Genomic DNA, 18969 nt, shown 5'->3' on the forward strand with positions numbered 1-18969 from the left:
CACCTGCCCGATCTGCTCCTTCGCCGCCAGCAAGGCAGCCGAGCTCGCCGAGGTCAAGGCGCGCACCAAGCCGAAGAAGCCCGCTCCCGCGAAAGCCTGACGCCTCCGAGCAGGCGCAGTGCCACGATGGCCACGTGCTCCTGACCCTCACCTCGACCGCACCCAACGCGACGGACCTCGGCTATCTCCTGCACAAGAACCCCGCGCGGGCGCAGTCGTTCGAGGTCTCCACCGGCAGGGCACACGTGGTCTACCCCGAGGCCGAGCCGGATCGCTGCACCGCCGCACTGCTTCTGGAGGTGGACCCGATCGACCTCGTGCGCAATACGCGATTCCGGGCCGATGGCACCACGCTCTGGCAGTACGTCAACGACCGCCCCTACGCCGGCGGCTCGATGCTCGCGGCCGCTCTCGGCAAGGTGTTCGCGACCGCCCTCGCGGGCCGCTGCCAGGGCCATGAGGAGCTGGTCACCACCGCGCTGCCTCTCGCCATTCGCGTCCCCGCACTGCCAGCCGACGGCGGAGCAGCATTGGTCCGTTCGCTCTTCGAGCCGTTGGGCTGGGTGGTGCAGGCGACCGAGATGCCGCTCGACCCGGAGGTGCCGCGCTGGGGCCGGGCGCCGTACGTGGACCTCAGGCTCACCGGTGAGCACACCGTGCAGGCCGCGCTCTCGCACCTGTTCGTGCTGCTGCCCACGCTCGACGGTGAGCGGCACTACTGGATCGGGCCCGACGCCGTGGACAAGCTCGTCCGCACCTCCGGTGAGTGGCTCGCCACCCACCCCGAGCGCGAGGAGATCACCCGCCGCTACCTGTGGTTCCGCGGGCTCGTCAGCGATGCCACCACCCGGCTCGCCGACATCGACGAGCGCGCCGAGGTCGAGTCCGAGATCCCGCTCCCGACCACCCGCACCCCGCTGGCCACGCTCCGCAAGGAGGCCGTGCTGGCGGCGCTGCGTGAGGTGGGAGCACACCGAGTGGTTGATCTCGGGTGCGGCGAGGGCGCGTTGCTCGGTGACCTGCTGGAGGACCCTACGTTCACCGAGATCCTCGGCGTGGACGCCTCCGCACGCGCGCTCGAGCACGCCGCGCGCCGGCTCCGCCTCGACCGCCGCCCCGATTCGGTCCGTGAGCGGCTCACCCTCAAGCACTCCTCGGCCTCGTACCGCGACGATGACCTCGCCGACCGGGACGCGATCGTGCTGATGGAGGTGATCGAGCACATCGACCCCGAGCGCCTGGATACCCTCGAGCGGCACGTGTTCGCGCACGCCCGGCCCCGCGCCGTCGTGCTCACCACCCCGAATGCCGAGTTCAACGCGCTCTACCCCGGGCTGGAGGGTGGCATGCGCCACCCCGATCATCGATTCGAGTGGACGCGCGCCGAGTTGCGTTCATGGGCCGACGACGTCGCAGCCCGACACGGCTACCAGGTCACCTATCGGGATGTCGGGCAGGGCGACGCCGAGCTCGGCTCGCCCACGCAACTGGCGCTGTTCACCCTGGCGCCGCAGGAGGTCGCGGCATGAGCGCGATCACCATCCCGGACCTGTGCCTCGTGGCGCTCGTGGGCGCTTCGGGCTCGGGCAAGTCGACGTTCGCCGCTCGCCACTTCGGGCCCTTCGAGACGATCTCGTCCGATTACTGCCGCGGCCTGGTCAGCAACGATGAGAATGACCAGTCGGCCACCGCCGATGCCTTCGATGTGCTCGGCTACATCGCCGGGCGCCGGTTGCAGCGTGGACTCCTCACGGTCGTCGACGCCACCAACGTGGATCGGCACGCCCGCGCGGCCGTGATCGCGCTCGCCCGCGAGCACGACGTGCCGTGCATCGCGATCGTGCTCGATGTAGAGGTCGCCACCGCGGTGGAGCGCAACGCTGCCCGCCCGGATCGGACGTTCGGAGCCAAGGTGGTGAAGCGTCACGCCGACCAGCTCCGTCGCTCGCTACGCGGGCTGCGCAAGGAGGGCTTCGCCGGCGTCCACGTGCTGCGCGAGCCGGACATCGAGGCTGCCGAGATCGTTCGAGAGCCGCTGCGGACCAACCGCAGTGACCTACGAGGGCCGTTCGACGCCGTCGGCGACATCCATGGCTGCCTCCCCGAGCTGGTGAGCCTGCTGACGGACCTGGGCTACGTCGTCGAACGCGACGAGCACGGGCGCCCTGTGGACGCGAGTCACCCCGAGGGGCGCACTGCGATCCTGCTGGGCGACCTCGTGGACCGCGGGCCGGACTCGCCGGGCGTGCTGCGGCTCGCGATGGGCATGGCCGCGGCCGGGCACGCGCTCGTGGTGCCGGGCAACCACGAGAACAAGCTGATCAAGGCACTGCGCGGCCGCCATGTGCAGACCAGTCACGGCCTCGCCGAGACGCTCGCGCAGCTGGAGGCCGAGCCCGAGGAGTTCCGTACGCAGGTGCTCGGCTGGCTCGATGGGCTGCCTTCGCATCTGGTGCTCGACGGCGGCGCTCTCGTGGTCGCGCATGCCGGCTTGGTCGAGAAGTACCACGGGCGGGCGTCGGGGCGGGTGCGCTCGTTCGCGCTCTACGGCGACACCACGGGGGAGACCGACGAGTTCGGGCTGCCGGTGCGCTACCCGTGGGCGCGGGACTACCGCGGCCGGGCGATGGTGCTCTACGGGCACACGCCCACGCCCGAGCCGGTGTGGGAGAACAACACGATGTGCCTGGATACCGGGGCCGTGTTCGGAGGTCGGCTGACCGCACTGCGGTATCCGGAGCGGGAGCTGGTGAGCGTGCCGGCCGAGCGGGTGTACTACGAGCCGGTCAAGCCGTTCGGGCCTGCCGCGGCCCGCCCCGACGACGATCTCGTGCTCGGCGACGTGCTCGGCAAGCGCGTGATCGATACCGGTGTGATGGGGCGGGTCACGATCGGCGCTGAGCAGTCGGCCGGTGCGCTCGAGGTGATGAGCCGGTTCGCGATGCACCCGCGCTGGGTGCCGTACCTGCCGCCCACGATGGCGCCGGTTACGACGTCCACGCAGCAGGGCGTGCTCGAGCACCCCGACCAGGCGTTCGACGCCTACGCCGGGGTGCCGGTGATCTGCGAGGAGAAGCACATGGGCAGCCGCGGTGTGCTGCTCGTGTGCCGGGATGCCGAGGTCGCGCAGCGCCGGTTCGGTGCGGACGCGGTGGAGCGCACCGGTGCCGTCTACACCCGTACCGGGCGCGCGTTCTTCGACACCCACCTGACCGAGAGCCTGCTGGCGAAGGTGCGCGGCGCCGTCGACCAGGCAGGGCTGTGGGACGAGCTGGGCACCGACTGGCTGCTGCTCGACGCCGAGGTTCTGCCCTGGTCGGCCAAGGCCGAGGGACTGCTGCAGGAGCGGTATGCGCCGGTCGGGGCGGCTGCGCGGGTGGCGCTACCGGTGGCGGTCGACGTGCTTGAGCAGGCTGCCGCGCGGGGGCAGGACGTCGAAGAATTGCTCGCGCGCACGCGGCAACGGGCGGTCGGCGCCGAGGCGTTCACCGCGGCCTACCGCCGCTACCAGTGGCCCACCGAGGGCCTCGACGGCGTGCAGGTCGCGCCGTTCCAGCTCCTCGCCTCCGAGGGCCGTACCTGGTTCGAGACCGACCACGCCTGGCACCTTGCGCTCGCGGACCGACTGGTGGCCGCCGATGGTGAGACATTCAGGACGACCAGGCGGATCGCCGTCGACCCCGACTCGGCGAGCTCTCGCGAGCAGGGTGTGCAGTGGTGGACGGATCTGGTCGAAGCCGGCGGCGAAGGGATGGTGGTCAAGCCGATGGCCAACCTGGTGCGCGGCCGGCGCGGCCTGCTGCAGCCCGGGCTCAAGGTGCGCGGCCCCGAGTATCTCCGCCTCATCTACGGCCCCGACTACCCGATGCACCTGGACCGACTGCGCGACCGATCACTCGGCCGGAAGCGACAGCTCGCGCTGCGCGAGTACGCGCTAGGCCTCGAGTCGCTCACCCGCCTCGCCGCAGGCGAGCCGCTGTGGCGCGTCCACGAGCCGGTGTTCGGCGTGCTCGCGCTCGAGTCCGACCCGGTGGACCCGCGGCTGTAGCCGCCCGCTTGCGCCATTCCCGGCCCCGCCGCACCGCCCCACTACCTACGCCCCCGCGGATCCTCTTTCCTATAGGATCGTGGGCATGAGAGCTGGTGCGGTCGCGGTACCGCCGCGGCGCGTGCTCGCGGATGCGGTGTACGAGCAGTTGACCGCGCTGATCATGGACCACGCGATCGAGCCGGACGCCCGCCTGAACATCGAGGCGCTGGCGCGGGATCTCGCAGTCTCGCCCACACCGGTGCGGGAGGCGCTGGCGCGCCTGGAGTCCGATGGACTCGTCACCAAGGAGCCGCTACGCGGCTATCGCACGACGGCGGTGCTCACCCCGGACGAGCTGGCGCAGGTCTTCGAGTTCCGCACCTTGGTGGAACCGTGGGCGGCGGCCGGTGCGGCGCGGCGGCGTCGTGAGGAGGACATCGCAGCGCTGCGGGCCGAGCTGGCGAGCGCACCGGTGACCACCGGGTCCGACTATGCCCACTACGCCGCCCTCGCCCAGCACGACCAGCGCTTCCACACCCTGCTGCTGAGGATCGCGGGCAACGACGTGGCGCTCGGCGCCTTCGAGCGCACCCGCGCGCACCTGCACCAATTCCGCTACGCGTTCAGCTCGAGCATGAGCGCGGCGGCGATCAGTGAGCATGGCGGGATCGTCGAGGCCGTGGCGGCCGGCGACACCCGCGCGGCACGGAGCGCCATGACCGCCCACCTGAAGGCCGCCCACGCCCGCATCACCAGCGCCGCCTCGGCGGACTCCTGAAAGGACCCACGTGCCCACCATCACCGATCTGACCACCGCTGACGTCAGGTTCCCCACCTCCCGGGACCTCGACGGCTCGGACGCCATGAACGCCGACCCGGACTACTCGGCCGCCTACGTCACGCTCGAGACCGACGGGGAGCACCACGGTGCCTCCCTCGTCTTCACGATCGGGCGCGGCAACGACGTGGTGGTGGCCGCACTCGACGCCCTCCGCGCCCACGTGGTGGGCCGCTCCATCGAGAACCTCGACGACGTCAATGCCCTCTCCCGCGACCTCATCGGTGATTCCCAGCTGCGCTGGCTCGGTCCCGAGAAGGGAGTCATGCACATGGCGATCGGGGGCGTGGTCGACGCCGCGTGGGACCTCCTCGCGCGCCAGGCAGGCAAGCCGCTGTGGCTGCTCATCGGGGAGCTGACCCCCGAACAGCTCGTCTCCTGCATCGACTTCCGCTACCTCACCGACGCGATCACGCCGGAGCAGGCGCTCGCCCTCCTCACCGAGAAGGCTGCGGGCAAGGAGCAGCGCATCGCCCAGCTCCGCGAACACGGCTTCCCCGCCTACACCACTACGCCGGGCTGGCTCGGCTACGCCGACGAGAAGCTGGTCCGACTCTCACATGAGGCCGTCGATGAAGGCTTCACGATGATCAAGCTGAAGGTCGGGGCCGACCTCGACGAGGACGTGAGACGACTCGCCCTGGCGAGGGACGCCGTCGGACATCACACCCGGATCTCGGTAGACGCGAACCAACGCTGGGACGTGGCCGACGCGATCGCTTGGATGACGGCGCTCGCGCCGTACGACCCGTACTGGATCGAGGAGCCCACCTCGCCCGACGACGTGCTCGGCCACGCCGCCATCCGCACCGGGCTCGGGCACCTCGGCATCAAGGTCGCCACGGGTGAGCACTGCCAGAACCGCGTGATCGCGAAGCAGCTGATGGCGGCAGGAGGGGTCGACGTGTTCCAGCTCGACGCCACCAGGATGGGCGGCATCAACGAGCTGCTTGCGGTGCTGCTGCTGGCGCTGCGCTACGACATCCCGGTCTGCCCGCACGCCGGCGGCGTGGGGCTGTGCGAGATGGTGCAACACCTGGCGATGGCGGACTTCGTGGCGTTCGCCGGCACCACGCAGGACCGCTACCTGGAGTACGTCGACCACCTGCACGAGCACTTCACCGAACCGGTCCGGATCGCGGACGGCGCGTACGTCGCACCGACCCGACCGGGTACAGGTGCAGAGATGCTGGCGACGTCGATCGCCGACCACACCTTCCCGCACGGCATCGTGTGGGCCGAGAGCACCGACACCGAGGAGAGCACGCACCGATGAGCACACCAGAGCTGGACGGCGTCCGCGCGATCGTGACCGGAGGTGCCAGCGGGATCGGGCTGGCCACGGCCACCGAGCTCGCCAGCCGCGGCGCCCGTGTGGTCTGCCTCGACCTCAACACCGAGGTACCCGCGCCGCTGACCGGGGTGCGATGCGACGTGACCGACAAGGTGAGCGTCGAGGAGGCGGTGAGCGCCGCCGCCCGGATCCTCGGCGGCCTCGACGCCGTGGTCAACAACGCCGGCATCGGTGCCCAGGGCACGGTCGAGGACAACGACGACGACGAGTGGCACCGCGTGATCGACCTCAACGTGGTGGGCATGGTGCGGGTCTCGCGAGCGGCGCTCCCGCACCTGCGCGCCTCCGACAACGCCAGCATCACCAACACCTGCTCGATCGCGGCGACCGCCGGCCTGCCCCAGCGCGCGCTCTACTCGGCCAGCAAGGGCGCGGTGCTCTCGCTCACGCAGGCGATGGCGGCCGATCACGTGCGTGAAGGCGTGCGCGTCAACTGCGTCAACCCCGGCACGGTGAGCACGCCGTGGATCGCGCGGCTGCTCGCCAAGGCCGACGACCCCGAGGCGGAGCGCGCCGCGCTCGGTGCCCGCCAGCCGACCGGCCGCCTCGTGGAAGCCGACGAGGTCGCCTACGCGATCGCGAACTTGGTCTCGCCGCGCTCGCGCGCGGTCGTGGGCACCTCGGTCGCGGTCGACGGCGGGATGCAGGGTCTGCGAGTCCGGCCGGCCGGGTCATGAAGCGGGTCGCGCAGGTCATCACGGTCAAGCCCGAGCGGATCGCCGAGTACGAAGAGGTCCACGCCGCGGTGTGGCCCGCGGTGCTGGAGACGCTGCGGCGTCACCACGTGACCAACTACTCGATCTACCGCCACGGCGACCTGCTGGTCTCCTACTTCGAGTACCTCGGGGACGACTACGACGCCGACATGGCAGGCATCGCCGCCGACCCCGAGACGCAGCGCTGGTGGACGGTCACGGACCCGATGCAGGAACGCGTGCCGGAGGCCCCCGAGGGCGAGTGGTGGCACCCGCTCCCCGAGGTCTTCCACCTCCCCTGACCCGCTTTCAACGACAAAACGACCCCCGCTGCGGCGGGGGTCGTTTTGTCGTTGAAAGCGGTTAGTGGGTGCCGCGGATGATGGCGGCCAGCGTCTCCATCGGGAGCTTCGGCTTGCGGTCGGCGTCGCAGAGGCCGTTGGTCTCCTGATGGGTGTCGGTGATCTGGGTGTAGCAGAACCCCGACAGCGCGGCTGAGGCGTGCACCGGCTCGAGGATCGCGCGCAGCCGGGCCTCGTAATCGGCGGCGTCGGAGGCGCTCGTGTAGCCCCAGCTGTCCTCGGGCACCTCGCCGGTGATGAAAGAGACGCCGCCGAACTCGGTGAGCATGATCGGGGCCGTGACCTCGTCCACCGGCGTGAGCGAGAGCCGACGGCCCGCAGGTCCGATGCCGCGCACCATCGCCTCCAGCGACTCACGTGAGCCGTAGCGCTGCTGCAGCACCTCACGCTCACCCTCGTAGTCGTGGAGGGTCCAGATGTCGGAGTCGGTGTGCTCCCAGCCGTCGTTGGAGATCACCGGGCGGCTCGGGTCGAGCGCACGGGTGAGGTTGGTGAGCCCGATCGCGTAGGCGCGCTGCCGGGAGTCGTGCGCACCGTGCTGGATGCCCCATGACTCGTTGAAGGGCACCCACGTGATGATGCTGGGGTGCGAGCGGTACTGCCGCACGATCTGCACCCACTCGGTCGTCAGGCGCTGCACCGCGATGTCGTCGAACTCGTACGCGCCGGCGGTCTCGCTCCACACCAGCAGGCCGAGCTTGTCGCACCAGAACAGGAACCGCGGGTCCTCCACCTTCTGATGGATCCGCATCGCGTTGAAGCCGAGATCGCGAATCAGCTCGACCTCCTCCCGCATCGCCTCGAGCGACGGCGCGGTGAAGTGCGATCCCGGCCAGTACCCCTGCTCGAGCACCGACCGCAGGTAGGTGGGCCGGTCGTTGAGCAGCAGCTGCCCGTGCTCGATGCCGACCGATCGCAATCCGAGGTAGGAGCCGACGGCGTCGCTCGCTGTCCCGTGGATCGTCACCTCCGCGTCGATCAGGCGGGGGCGACGCGGCGACCAGAGGAGGTGCTCGTAGTGCTGCCCGTTGCGTTGTCCCGTGAGCGGGATGTCGACGACGGCGGTGCGCTCGGCTGCCTCGATCCGCACCTGGGCGAGTCGGTCGTCGCCGAAGTGAAGGGTCACCTCCAGCTCGACCGGTGCGACAGGTCGGCGACTCAGCTCGAGCTCGAGTCGAACCGTGCCGCCAGGGACGTCCGGGGTCCAGGCGAGCGACGCCACGTGCATCGCGGGCACCGCTTCCAGCCACACCGTGCGCCAGATCCCGGTGGTGCGGTAGTACCAGATGGCGTGGGGCTCGGGCTGCCAGTCCTGCTTGCCGCGCGGGAGGGTGGTATCGAGCGGGTCGTCCTCGGCGCGGACCACCACGACGTGCTCGCTCGCGGCGTCGTCGAGCGCGTCGGTGATGTCAACGCTGAAGGCGGTCTGTCCGCCCTCATGATGGGTGACGTGCACGCCATCGACCCATACGTCGGATGCGTAGTCGACGGCGCCGAAGTGAAGGATCAGCCGGTCGCCCTGCGAGCCCAGTCCCGCGCCCTCGAGGTCGGCTGCGGTGAGCGGGATGCGATACCAGACCACCGGGTGGTAGCCGGTGTCGCCGATGCCTGAAGCCTCCGACTCCGGCGCGAACGGCAGCTGGATCTCGCGGTCGAAGACCTCAGGCTTGCTGTGCCAGCGCTCGGCCAGGCCGCGATCGTCGTCGTCGTGCGCGAACCCGACCACACGGTCCAGGCTCACGTGGGCCTCCCGCAGAAGCTGCGGGCGTGGGTAGGTGCCGTTCTGTGCAGTGGCGCGGATCATCCTGTGTCTCCATCGAGGTCGATCGGTCGCGCCACAGTAGCCCACCTTTACAGCGCTGCAAATCTGAGTGCCCGCGGCCTCGGGGCAACATACCCGCCACCCTGGCTCCCACCAGCCATGCCGTCAGCGGTCCAGCCGCAGCTCCTCGGCGTCGAGCAGCTGCTCCGCCTGGGTGAACGCGGCGGTGCTGTAGGCGCCGATCGCGCGTTCCTCGTGGAGCGCCTCACGCATCGCGTCCAGGTAGATGCGGCGCATCAGCGCGATCTGCTGGCGGCGAGAGAGGGTGCCTTCGGTCGCCGCTGGGTCGGGACGCGCCTCGCGCAGCTTCTCGTAGCGGGCGGTCACATCGGCGACGATCTCGGGGTCGATCGGGTGGCCGTCGATCGCGAGCTCGTCGATGGGTCCGACGGCGGCGATCGCCTGCTCGCCGAGCCCGGTCATCAGAGCGTCCAGCTCGCTGCGCACCGCGCTTGCGTCGGAGCTGCGCACGCGCATCCGCCGGATCACCACAGGCAGTGTGCCGCCGTAGAGCAGCAGCGACACCACCGCTACGGTGAACGCCACACACACCAGCAGCGTGCGCTGCGGCACCTCGGAGCTGATGCTCAGCGCCGCGGCGAGCGTGACCACACCCCGCATGCCGGCCCAGGCAAGCACCACCCCGCCGCGGGCCGTGATGGGCTCGCGCTGGTAGAAGTCGAGGTCGGCGCGGCCACGGGCGATCCGCCGCCGGAAGATCGAGACCCGGCGCTCGGCACGCTCGTCCTCGGTGGGCACCTTCTCGATGTGCTCGGCGAGGCTGTCCATGTGCTCTCGGCGCTCGGCGAGCCGCGGCCGGCGCCGGCGCTCCGCCAGCACCTGCACCGCGACGAACGCGGTCCGCAGCACCAGCAGCACCACGAGCGACACGGCAGCCAGCAGCACCACCGTGGACGCGCTGCTGCCGGATTCCTCCAGGTCCACGAGCAGCACATGCAGCTCGAGCCCCATCAGCAGGAACACGCCGTTCTCGATGAGGAACTGCAGCGTGTTCCAGTTCGTGTGCTCGGTCGAGCGCTCGCGCGCCGAGAACTTCTTGGCCCCGACATGACCGGTGACCAGGCCCGCTACCACCACTGCGACGACACCCGAGGCCTCGGCCTCCTCGGCCGGCAGGAAGGCGAGGAACGGCACGACGAAGCTCACCGCCGTCGTCAGGACCGGGTCCCGCAGTCGGGACCGGAGCCAGACACTCCCGTACCCGACCGCCAGTCCGATCGCCACCGCGATCGCGACGGCCCTGCCGAACTCCCACACGGCGTCGCCCAGGCTGAAGGAGGACATGGTGACGGCCACCACGGCGGTGCGCAGCAGTACCAGCGCGGAGGCGTCATTGAGGAGACTCTCGCCCTCGAGCACGGTCATCAATCGAGGTGGCAGCCCGAGCCGCTTGCCGATCGAGGTGGCTGCCACGGCGTCGGTGGGGCTGACCACGGCCCCCAGCGCCACACCCGCCGCGAACGGGATCGAGGGGACCAGCCAGTGAACGAGCCCACCGATCGCCAGCGCGGAGGTGATCACCAGCAGCACCGACAACCAGCCGATCATCGTGAAGTTGCGGCGCAGGTCGATCACGGGGACCCGCACCGCGGAGGCGTACAGCAGCGGCGGCAGCACACCCACGAGGATCCAGTCCGGTTCGAGCGCGAGGTCGGGCACGGTCGGGATCAGCCCGACCACGAGCCCGATCACCAGCAGCACCAACGGGGTGGCGATGCCGGTGCGGCGTGACAGCAGGGCGGCGACGACGATCGCGGCCAGTGCCCCGATGGCGAGTGTGAACGGCTCCACGACCCGCCAACCTACGCCTGTTGGTCACAACCCGGTATCGGTGCGGCCAAGGAAACGTCGTGGTCACACGCGGTGGCCTACGATCGCCGGACCTGGACGGGTACCCCTCCGTCCGCTGCAACGAGGAGGAACCCCCATGTCCCGATCGGGTCGTCTGATCCAGGCCGCGGCCGTCGCGGCCGCTGCATCGCTCGCACTCGCCGCGTGCGGCGGTGGTTCCGGCGGAGAGGGTGATGGCAACGGGGATGGTGACGCGTCGGGTGATCTGGAGCTGATCACCGCCGGCACGCTCACGGTCTGCTCGGAGGTGCCGTACCCGCCGTTCGAGATCGAGGACACCTCGGCGCCCAGCGGCTACAGCGGCTTCGACATCGACCTCGTGCAGGCGATCGCGGACAGCCTGGACCTGGAGCTGGTGGTGCAGGACGTCGGCTTCGACGCGATCCAGGGCGGGACCGCCTACGCCTCGGGTCAGTGCGACATGGGGGCCTCGGCGATCACGATCACCGAGGACCGCCAGGCGAACCTGGACTTCTCCGAGCCGTACTACGACTCCCTGCAGTCGCTGCTTGTCGCTGCCGACTCCGGCATCACCGGGATCGCCGACCTCGCCGGCCAGCCCGTCGCCGTGCAGGCCACGACCACGGGCGAGGCGTACGCGCAGGAGAACGCGCCCGATGCCGAGCTCATCAGCTACCCGGGTGACGCCGAGATGTGGCCCGCGCTGCAGGGCGGCACGGTGGTCGCGATCCTGCAGGACCTGCCGGTCAACGTCACCCACGCGCAGGAGGACCCGAACTACGTCATCGTGGAGGAGTACGACACCGAGGAGAGCTACGGGTTCGCGTTCGGCAAGGACACCAATCCCAACTTGATCGCCGCCGTCAACGGGGCACTGGCCACGATGCGTGACGACGGCAGCTACCAGGAGCTGTACGACTCCTACTTCTCCGCCGAGGGCTGAGAACGAGACGGCTGGGCTGATGGCGATCCGGCGCACCACCCGACGTCGACTGGTGCGGATGGCGCTCTATGCGCTGTTCGCCGTGCTCGTCGCGGTCGCAGCGCTCACCGCCGACTGGGAGTCGTTGGCGAACAACTTCCTGCGCCTGGACATCGCGCGCGATCAGTTTCCACAGATCATCACGATCGCGCTGCGCAACACGTTGTTGTTCACCGTGATCGCGTTCGCCGGCGGGTTGCTGCTCGGGATCCTGCTCGCGCTCATGAAGTTGTCGAGCATCGGCCCTTATCGGTGGTTCGCGACGGCGTACATCGAGCTGTTCCGCGGGCTGCCGGCGCTGCTGACGATCTTCGCCATCAGCTTCATGCTGCCGATCGCCTTCGGTGTCCGGGTTCCGTTCGCCCCGGCTGGAGGCGCGCTCGTTGGTCTGATCGCGGTCGCCGGCGCGTACATGGCCGAGGTGATCCGCGCGGGGATCCAGGCCGTGCCCAAGGGGCAGACCGAGGCGTCTCGATCGCTCGGCATGTCGCCGGGCAAGACCATGGTGTTCGTCACCCTGCCGCAGGGCTTCCGCATCATCATCCCCCCGATGACGAACGAGTTCGTGCTGCTGCTCAAGGACACCTCGCTCGTCTTCATCGCAGGCACCACGCCGTTGCTCAAGGAGCTCACGACCTATGCGCGCGACCAGTCTTCAGCGCTGGGTAATAGCACGGTGCTGTTGATGGCGGCACTGCTCTATCTGGTGGTGACGGTCCCGCTGACCCGGGTGGCCGCGTATCTGGAGCGACGTCTGGCGAGGTCGCGATGACCGAGGTGAGGATGACATGAGCACCTTCCCACCGCCGTCGGGCGATCAGCTCGAGCAGCCAGAGCCCGGGGCGCCGGCGATCGAGATCCGCGACCTGCGCAAGTCGTTCGGTGAGAACGAGGTGCTCAAGGGCATCTCGCTCGAGGTGCAACCGGGCGAGGTGGTGTGCGTGATCGGGCCCTCGGGCTCGGGCAAGTCGACGCTGCTGCGCTCGGTCAACCTGCTCGAGGAGCCCACGAGCGGGCAGATCCTCATCGAAGGGATCGATATCCTCGACCCCGACGTGGATGTCGACCGGGTCCGCGCTCGCATCGGCATGGTCTTCCAGCAGTTCAACCTGTTCGGGCACATGACCGTGCTCGGCAACCTGTGCCTGGCGCAGCAGCGGGTGTTGGGGCGCTCGCGGGTGGAGGCCGAGCAGGTCGCTCGCGAGAACCTCGCGAAGGTGGGCCTCGCCGACCGCGAGAGCGCCTACCCGAGCCACCTCTCCGGCGGGCAACAACAGCGGGTCGCGATCGCCCGGTCGCTGTCGATGAACCCCGACATGATGCTCTTCGACGAGCCCACCTCCGCGCTCGACCCCGAGCTCGTGGGAGATGTGCTCGAGGTGATGCGGAACCTCGCGGCCGAGGGCATGACGATGATGGTCGTCACCCACGAGATGGGGTTCGCGCGCGAGGTCGGCAGCCGCCTGATCTTCATGGACGACGGCATGATCGTCGAGGAGGGTGACCCGCGCGAGGTGCTCGCGAATCCGCAGCACGAGCGCACGCAGACGTTCCTGTCGAAGGTGCTCTGAGGCCGGAGGCGCGCGGCAGGCTCAGGTCATCACGCCGCCGCCGTTGACGAGCAGCGTCTGCCCGGTGATGTAGGACGCCGCGTCGGAGAGCAGGAAGCGCACCGCCGGTGCCACCTCTTCGGGGCGGCCGAACCGGCCCTGCACGAGCCGGGTGGTCTTGCGCGCCCGCCAGTCGCCGTCGTCATGAGCGGCGGTCATCGCGGTCTCGAGGGGGCCGGGCGCCACAGCGTTGCACCGCACCTGCGGCCCGAGGTCGTGCGCGAGCGCACGGGTGAGGCCGAGCAGGCCGGCCTTGGAGGCGGCGTACGCGGTCAGCCCGAGCCCGCCGGAGTAGGCCAGCTGCGACGCGATGGTGACGACCGCAGGGGCACTCGCCGCCCGCAGCTGGGGCACCGCAGCCTCGATCACCCGGTACGCGCCGTCGAGGTTGACGCGCATCGATCGCTCCCACGCCGCGGCCGCGCTCTCCTCCTCGATGCTCACCTCGGCCATGACGCCGGCGTTGTTGACGAGGCCGTCGAGGCGCCCCCAGCGGCCGGCGGCCGCCGCGATCGCCTCCCACACGGACGGCGGGCTGGTCACGTCGATCTCGATCGGCTCCAGCCGGTCGTGCTGCTCGGTCGACGACGGCGGCGGCGTGCCGGGCAGGTCGGCGGCGAGCACACGAGCGCCGGCGCGCAGGAGCTCGCTCACGATGGCTCGCCCGAGCCCGCCGTGCGCACCGGTGACGAGCACGACGTGCTCGTCGAGCCGGGCGAACCCGTCGCTCGCGTGAGCCGCGTCGCGAGCGTCTGCGGTTGTGGTGTCCATGCGGGCATGCTAGCGTCCCGATTCCACCTCACGGGAGAGCTTGCCACGATATGGAAAACGACCGGAACATGCTGGCGAAAGGGCTGCAGGTCCTGCAGTACCTCGTCGAGCACCCCGAGCACGAGTCCGGCGTCAGCGACGTCGCACGCGCGCTCGGTCTCCCGGTGAGCACGGCACACCGGCTCCTCGGCACCCTCCTTGCCACCGACTGGGTGTCGCGGGCGCCGCACTCCTCCTCCTACCGGCTCGGCCCGCAGGTCCTTAACGCGGCCGAGACGCTGCGCAGCAACCTCGGCCTGACGGACATGCACGGCGTGCTCGCCGATCTCGCCACCCGCGTCAGCGAGACCGTCATCCTCGGCACCCTCATCGGAGGCCAGTTCATCTACCTCGACGTGGTGCACGGCCCCGGACTGCTCGGGATTCAGGGCAGCGTCGGGCGTCGAGGCGCGCTGCACAGCACGGCGACCGGCAAGGCGCTGCTGTGCGCGCTCCCCACGGAGCGCCGCAACGCCCTGATCGACGAGCTTGAGCTCACCCGCCTGACGCCCTCGACGATCACCGACCGTGAGGCCCTGCGTGCCGAGATCGAGCGGAGCCTCGAGCGCGGCTACACCCGCACCGACGAGGAGAACGAGGCCGGGGTGACGTCCATCGGAATCCCGATCCGGATCGAGCAGGACCCCGACGGCGTCTACGCCGTGTGCATCGCCGCCCCCACCCAGCGTGCGAGCAGCCGCGTCGAGTCGTTCCATGCGGCGCTGGTGCAGGCCCGCACGTTGCTGCGCACCGCGGGGGTGAGCCCGCGATGAGCGTGCCCGCGATCCCTGTCGCGGCCACCGCCTCCCGCGCCTTGGGCCGGTGGGCGACCAAGCCCGTGCTGACGCCCGCCGAGGTCGCTGCGCGCGTCCCGGACCAGGCCACCGTGTTCGTCGGCGGGTCCGGCGGCGGGATCCAGGAGCCGACGGCGCTGCTCGCCGCGATCGGTGAGCGTTTCGGCGCTGAGCAGGCCCCGAGCCGACTGGCGATCTGGCACTGCAGCGGCGTCGGCGACCGGGTCTCCACCGGGATCAACCTGCTCGCCCACGAGGGTCTGGTCCGTCGCGTCGTCGGCGGCCACTGGGGCATGGCGCCGAAGATGGCGGCGCTCGCCCAGGCCGACCTCATCGAGGCCTACAACCTGCCGCAGGGTGTCATCGCCCAGCTGTTGCGCGAGACCGGAGGCCGGCGTCCCGGGCTGGTCACCGGGGTCGGGCTCCGCACGTTCGTGGACCCTCGCGTCGAGGGCGGCAAGCTCAACGCCGTCACCACCGACGACATCGTCGAGGTGATCGCGCTCGACGGCCGGGAGCAGCTCTTCTACCGCGCGCCCGCGCTCGATGTCGCGCTCATCCGCGCGACCTCGGCGGACGAGCTCGGCAACCTCTCCTTCCACGAGGAGGCGGCCATGCTGGAGGCCTTCTCTGCGGCGCAGGCCGTCAAGGCCAACGGCGGCACCGTCCACGTCCAGGTCAAGTACCTCGTCGAGGGCTACTCGCTGCCGCCGCACGCGGTCAAGGTGCCCGGTGCGCTCGTCGACACCGTCACGATCGTCGCGGACCAGCCGCAGACGTCGCTGCAGGCCTATCAGCCCGGCTTCACCGGTGCCTCGCGGGTGCCCACCACGAGCCTGCCGGTGCTTCCGCGCGGGCCGCGGCGCATCGTCGCCGAGCGGGCATCGGAGGAGATCGAGCCCGGCTCTGTGGTCAACCTGGGCGTCGGGATGCCCGACGGCATCGCTCAGATCGCCTCCGAGCGCGGCCTGCTCCGCACGCTGGCCTTCGCCGTCGAGCAGGGACATTTCGGCGGTGCGCCCGCCGGGGGCGTCGAGTTCGGCGCCGTCTACAACGCCGCGGCCAGCATCGACGCCCCGTACCAGTTCGACTACTTCGACGGCGGCGGCCTGGACATCGCCTTCCTTGGCATGGCCGAGGTGGACCGGCACGGCAACGTCAACGCCAGCCGGCACCGGGGCACGATCTCCGGAGCGGGCGGCTTCATCAACATCAGCCAGGGCACCCATCGGGTGGTGTTCTGCGGATCGCTCACCGCGATCGGGGCGCGCTTCGAGGTCGGTGGCGGCCGCCTGCGCGTGCTGACCGAGGGGCAGGTGCACAAGTTCGTCCCTGACGTCGCGCAGATCACCTTCTCCGCCGACCGCGCCCGCGAGCTCGGTCAGGAGATCCTCTACGTGACGGAACGGGCCGTGTTCGCCCTCGTTGCCGATGGCATCCAGCTGATCGAGATCGCCCCGGGCATCGACCTGCAGGCCGACGTGCTGGACCAGATGAGCTTCACCCCGCTGATCGGCGAGATCAGCACCATGGACGTCCGCTTCTTCAGCTGACGCCACCTATCGATCCACGATCGACGACGACGAGGAGAGTTCTTTCGTGTTCACGACGACGATGTCGCGGCGTGCCCTGCTGGGCGCCGGGCTGGCGGGAGCCGTCGGCCTCACAGCCGCGTGCCGGAGTCCGCAGTTCGGCGACGCCGAGCACGTGCTGGTCGGAGGGCACCAGCTCGCGGTCGGCACGCCCTTCGACGCCGGAATGATGCGCTTCGCCGAGCTGGTCGAGCAGATGACGGATGGCCGCGTACTGGTCGACGTGCACCCCAACGCCGCGCTGGGCACCGAGCCTGAGATGTTCCAGGGCTTGGTGACCGGCACGATGGACGTCGGCATCTTCGCGCCTGGCTCGATCGCCGAGTTCATGCCGGAGATGAGCATGCTCTCGATGCCGTTCCTCGTCACCGACCGCGGTCAGCGCGACGCGGTGCTGGAGGGCGACGTCACCGAGCGGTTGGCCGACCGGCTGCGGGAGCGCACCGGCACCTACCCGCTCACCTACTTCGGCGGCAGCTACCGGCAGATGTTCTTCAACGCCCCGGCGACCTCGCTGGAGGACGTGCAGGGTCGGCTGTTCCGGACCCAGCCGGCGGCGGTGCTGACCGACTGCTTCGCCGCCGTGGGGCTGCGCCCCACGGTGGTCGCGTACAACGAGCTGTACAACGCACTCGCCCAGGGCGTGGTCGACGGCGCCGACAACGAGGCGGTCTTCATCGACAGCCAGAAGTTCTTCGAGCCGGCTCCCCACATCCTGCGCACCAATCACGAGGTGACGATCCGGCCGCTGCTGATCGCCGACACCACACTCGCGGACCTCGGCAGTGAGCTCGCGGACCTGGTCATCGAGGCCGGGGCCGAGGCCGGGCGGTACCAGCGCGACCTCGAGGAAGGTGAGGACGACGCGATGATCGCCGAGCTCGCCGAGCGCGAAGGGCTGACCGTGACCGACGCTGACACCTCAGCCGTCCTCGACGACGTGCACGAGATCTGGGACCGCTACGCCCAGCAGTGGGACGCCCAGGATCTGCTCGCCGACATCATCGACCTGCGACCGGAGGGCTGAGCCGTGCGACGACTCACCGACCTGCTGGCGCGCGGCGTCGCCGCCCTGTGCGCAGCGGCGCTCGCAATCATGGCGCTTGTCGTGGCCTTCCAGATCATCGGCCGCTACGTGCCCTTCATCACGCGGGCTCTGTGGACCGAGGAGATCTCTCGGATGTGCCTGATGTGGCTGGTCTTCCTAGGAGCCGCGCTCGCCGTGCGTACCTCGGAGCACTTCCTCATCGACCTCATCCCGGACCGCCTCGGCGATGGTTCACGCCGCGTCATCGCCACCGTGGGGCTGCTCGGTATCGCTGCCGTCGCGGTGGCCATGCTGATCGGCAGCATCGGGTTCGTGGAGACCGGTCTGGCGCGGACGTCCACGACGTCCGGCATCTCGCTGGTGTACTCCTTCGCCGCGCCGCTCGTCTCTGCCGTGCAGATGCAGCTGATCACCGTGCAGGTGTGGCGCGAGGCGATGGCCGACCCGCGCGGCGCCGGGCTGCAGCAGCACGAGATCGATGCCGTGGAGGAGGCCGGTGACGCCCCGCGCGTCGGGGCCGGCGAGGGACGGAGCGCGTCATGACCACCGCCGTCGTGCTGGCGATCATCATCGCCGTCTTCCTCATCGCGGCAGCGCTCCGCGTCCCGATCGCGTTCGCGCTGGTGCTCGGCACCCTGCCCTTCATGCTGCTCGACCCGCGCATGAACCTCGAGCTGATCACGCAACGCATGTACGCCGGGCTCGACTCGTTCGTGCTGCTCGCAGTGCCGTTCTTCATCCTCGCTGCCTCGATCATGGTGGCCTCAGGCGTCACCGACCGCCTGATCGAGCTCGCTTCGGCGCTCGTCGGCTGGATCCGCGGCGGCCTCGGCATCGTCAACGTCGGGGTCTCGATCGGCTTCAGCGGCATGTCCGGCTCGTCGACCGCCGACGTCGCTGGCACCGGCACCGTGCTCATCCCGCAGATGGTCAAGCGCGGCTACCCGGCAGGCTTCGCGGTGGGCGTCACCGCGGCGTCTGCGGTCATCAGCTCGGTGATCCCGCCGAGCATCCAGCTGATCGTCTGGGGCTCGCTGACGAATACCTCGATCGGTGACCTGTTCCTCGCCGGGATCGTGCCGGGCGTCATGATCGGCGGCGGGATGATGCTCGTCGCCTGGCTCGTCGCGCGACGTCAGAACCTCCCGCGCGAGGGCAGGTTCGAAGGAACTCGCGTGCGCAAGGCGCTCGTGGGTGCG

Annotated in this window: 17 protein-coding genes; 14 read left to right on the forward strand and 3 right to left on the reverse strand. The window is 70.1% G+C overall.

Features of this window, described 5'->3' with window-relative positions:
- The first annotated feature begins 134 nt into the window (after positions 1–134).
- From ACOJSN_RS03655 to ACOJSN_RS03680, 6 genes are all read left to right on the forward strand, one after another.
- Positions 135–1529: a 3' terminal RNA ribose 2'-O-methyltransferase Hen1 gene (locus ACOJSN_RS03655; protein ID WP_420111152.1), complete on the forward strand. Its 1395-nt coding sequence runs from the start codon at positions 135–137 to the stop codon at positions 1527–1529.
- Positions 1526–4048: a polynucleotide kinase-phosphatase gene (locus ACOJSN_RS03660; RefSeq protein WP_420111153.1), complete on the forward strand. Its 2523-nt coding sequence runs from the start codon at positions 1526–1528 to the stop codon at positions 4046–4048. The genes ACOJSN_RS03655 and ACOJSN_RS03660 overlap by 4 nt, the downstream gene beginning before the upstream one ends.
- Before the next feature lie 85 nt (positions 4049–4133).
- A complete protein-coding gene (locus ACOJSN_RS03665) occupies positions 4134–4808 on the forward strand; it encodes a GntR family transcriptional regulator (RefSeq protein WP_420111154.1) in 675 nt (224 codons plus the stop codon).
- A 10-nt stretch (positions 4809–4818) separates the two neighbouring features.
- Positions 4819–6144, forward strand: coding sequence for an enolase C-terminal domain-like protein (locus ACOJSN_RS03670; RefSeq protein ID WP_420111155.1), 1326 nt, complete (start codon positions 4819–4821; stop codon positions 6142–6144).
- Positions 6141–6899, forward strand: a complete 759-nt coding sequence (locus tag ACOJSN_RS03675) for an SDR family NAD(P)-dependent oxidoreductase (protein ID WP_420111156.1) — start codon at positions 6141–6143, stop codon at positions 6897–6899. The genes ACOJSN_RS03670 and ACOJSN_RS03675 overlap by 4 nt, the downstream gene beginning before the upstream one ends.
- Positions 6896–7219 (forward strand): L-rhamnose mutarotase, encoded by a 324-nt coding sequence (locus ACOJSN_RS03680; protein ID WP_420111157.1) that lies wholly within the window; start codon positions 6896–6898, stop codon positions 7217–7219. The genes ACOJSN_RS03675 and ACOJSN_RS03680 overlap by 4 nt, the downstream gene beginning before the upstream one ends.
- 61 nt (positions 7220–7280) lie before the next feature.
- Here ACOJSN_RS03680 and ACOJSN_RS03685 read toward each other — a convergent pair whose 3' ends face one another.
- Positions 7281–9083 carry a glycoside hydrolase family 2 protein gene (locus ACOJSN_RS03685; protein WP_420111158.1) on the reverse strand — a complete coding sequence of 601 codons (1803 nt, stop codon included), beginning with the start codon at positions 9081–9083 and terminating at the stop codon, positions 7281–7283.
- Positions 9084–9206: 123 nt separating this feature from the next.
- Complete coding sequence (locus tag ACOJSN_RS03690; RefSeq protein ID WP_420111159.1) at positions 9207–10913, reverse strand: cation:proton antiporter; 1707 nt, start codon at positions 10911–10913, stop codon at positions 9207–9209.
- 136 nt (positions 10914–11049) lie between these two features.
- Here ACOJSN_RS03690 and ACOJSN_RS03695 point away from each other — a divergent pair, with 136 nt between their 5' ends.
- The 3 genes from ACOJSN_RS03695 to ACOJSN_RS03705 are packed head-to-tail and all read left to right on the forward strand — an operon-like array spanning position 11050 to position 13487.
- Positions 11050–11877, forward strand: a complete 828-nt coding sequence (locus ACOJSN_RS03695) for an ABC transporter substrate-binding protein (RefSeq protein WP_420111160.1) — start codon at positions 11050–11052, stop codon at positions 11875–11877.
- 19 nt (positions 11878–11896) lie between these two features.
- On the forward strand, positions 11897–12688 hold the full coding sequence (locus ACOJSN_RS03700; RefSeq protein ID WP_420111161.1) for an amino acid ABC transporter permease: 792 nt from the start codon (positions 11897–11899) through the stop codon (positions 12686–12688).
- Between the two features lie 16 nt (positions 12689–12704).
- Positions 12705–13487, forward strand: coding sequence for an amino acid ABC transporter ATP-binding protein (locus tag ACOJSN_RS03705; RefSeq protein WP_420111162.1), 783 nt, complete (start codon positions 12705–12707; stop codon positions 13485–13487).
- A gap of 21 nt (positions 13488–13508) precedes the next feature.
- Here ACOJSN_RS03705 and ACOJSN_RS03710 read toward each other — a convergent pair whose 3' ends face one another.
- Positions 13509–14297 carry an SDR family NAD(P)-dependent oxidoreductase gene (locus ACOJSN_RS03710; RefSeq protein WP_420111163.1) on the reverse strand — a complete coding sequence of 263 codons (789 nt, stop codon included), beginning with the start codon at positions 14295–14297 and terminating at the stop codon, positions 13509–13511.
- A gap of 68 nt (positions 14298–14365) precedes the next feature.
- Between ACOJSN_RS03710 and ACOJSN_RS03715 the strand changes: the two genes are divergently transcribed.
- From ACOJSN_RS03715 to ACOJSN_RS03735, 5 genes are all read left to right on the forward strand, one after another.
- Positions 14366–15109 carry an IclR family transcriptional regulator gene (locus ACOJSN_RS03715; RefSeq protein WP_420111164.1) on the forward strand — a complete coding sequence of 248 codons (744 nt, stop codon included), beginning with the start codon at positions 14366–14368 and terminating at the stop codon, positions 15107–15109.
- Positions 15106–16683 carry an acyl CoA:acetate/3-ketoacid CoA transferase gene (locus tag ACOJSN_RS03720; protein ID WP_420111165.1) on the forward strand — a complete coding sequence of 526 codons (1578 nt, stop codon included), beginning with the start codon at positions 15106–15108 and terminating at the stop codon, positions 16681–16683. The genes ACOJSN_RS03715 and ACOJSN_RS03720 overlap by 4 nt, the downstream gene beginning before the upstream one ends.
- A gap of 46 nt (positions 16684–16729) precedes the next feature.
- Complete coding sequence (locus ACOJSN_RS03725) at positions 16730–17749, forward strand: TRAP transporter substrate-binding protein (RefSeq protein WP_420111166.1); 1020 nt, start codon at positions 16730–16732, stop codon at positions 17747–17749.
- 3 nt (positions 17750–17752) lie between these two features.
- Complete coding sequence (locus ACOJSN_RS03730) at positions 17753–18313, forward strand: TRAP transporter small permease (RefSeq protein ID WP_420111167.1); 561 nt, start codon at positions 17753–17755, stop codon at positions 18311–18313.
- Positions 18310–18969, forward strand: a 660-nt coding sequence (locus tag ACOJSN_RS03735) for a TRAP transporter large permease (RefSeq protein ID WP_420111168.1), incomplete at its 3' end; no start/stop codon positions are given. The genes ACOJSN_RS03730 and ACOJSN_RS03735, both read left to right, overlap by 4 nt.

The organism is Pseudactinotalea sp. (assembly GCF_048594945.1).
Lineage (GTDB): Bacteria > Actinomycetota > Actinomycetes > Actinomycetales > Beutenbergiaceae > Pseudactinotalea.

Bases quoted from the DNA above. Each gene is read 5' to 3' on its own strand.
- ACOJSN_RS03665 (WP_420111154.1), top strand. From the start codon at position 4,134: ATGAGAGCTGGTGCGGTCGCGGTACCGCCGCGGCGCGTGCTCGCGGAT.
- ACOJSN_RS03675 (WP_420111156.1), top strand. From the start codon at position 6,141: ATGAGCACACCAGAGCTGGACGGCGTCCGCGCGATCGTGACCGGAGGT.
- ACOJSN_RS03715 (WP_420111164.1), top strand. From the start codon at position 14,366: ATGCTGGCGAAAGGGCTGCAGGTCCTGCAGTACCTCGTCGAGCACCCC.
- ACOJSN_RS03680 (WP_420111157.1), top strand. From the start codon at position 6,896: ATGAAGCGGGTCGCGCAGGTCATCACGGTCAAGCCCGAGCGGATCGCC.
- ACOJSN_RS03720 (WP_420111165.1), top strand. From the start codon at position 15,106: ATGAGCGTGCCCGCGATCCCTGTCGCGGCCACCGCCTCCCGCGCCTTG.
- ACOJSN_RS03710 (WP_420111163.1), bottom strand. From the start codon at position 14,297: ATGGACACCACAACCGCAGACGCTCGCGACGCGGCTCACGCGAGCGAC.
- ACOJSN_RS03685 (WP_420111158.1), bottom strand. From the start codon at position 9,083: ATGATCCGCGCCACTGCACAGAACGGCACCTACCCACGCCCGCAGCTT.
- ACOJSN_RS03705 (WP_420111162.1), top strand. From the start codon at position 12,705: ATGAGCACCTTCCCACCGCCGTCGGGCGATCAGCTCGAGCAGCCAGAG.
- ACOJSN_RS03695 (WP_420111160.1), top strand. From the start codon at position 11,050: ATGTCCCGATCGGGTCGTCTGATCCAGGCCGCGGCCGTCGCGGCCGCT.
- ACOJSN_RS03660 (WP_420111153.1), top strand. From the start codon at position 1,526: ATGAGCGCGATCACCATCCCGGACCTGTGCCTCGTGGCGCTCGTGGGC.
- ACOJSN_RS03700 (WP_420111161.1), top strand. From the start codon at position 11,897: ATGGCGATCCGGCGCACCACCCGACGTCGACTGGTGCGGATGGCGCTC.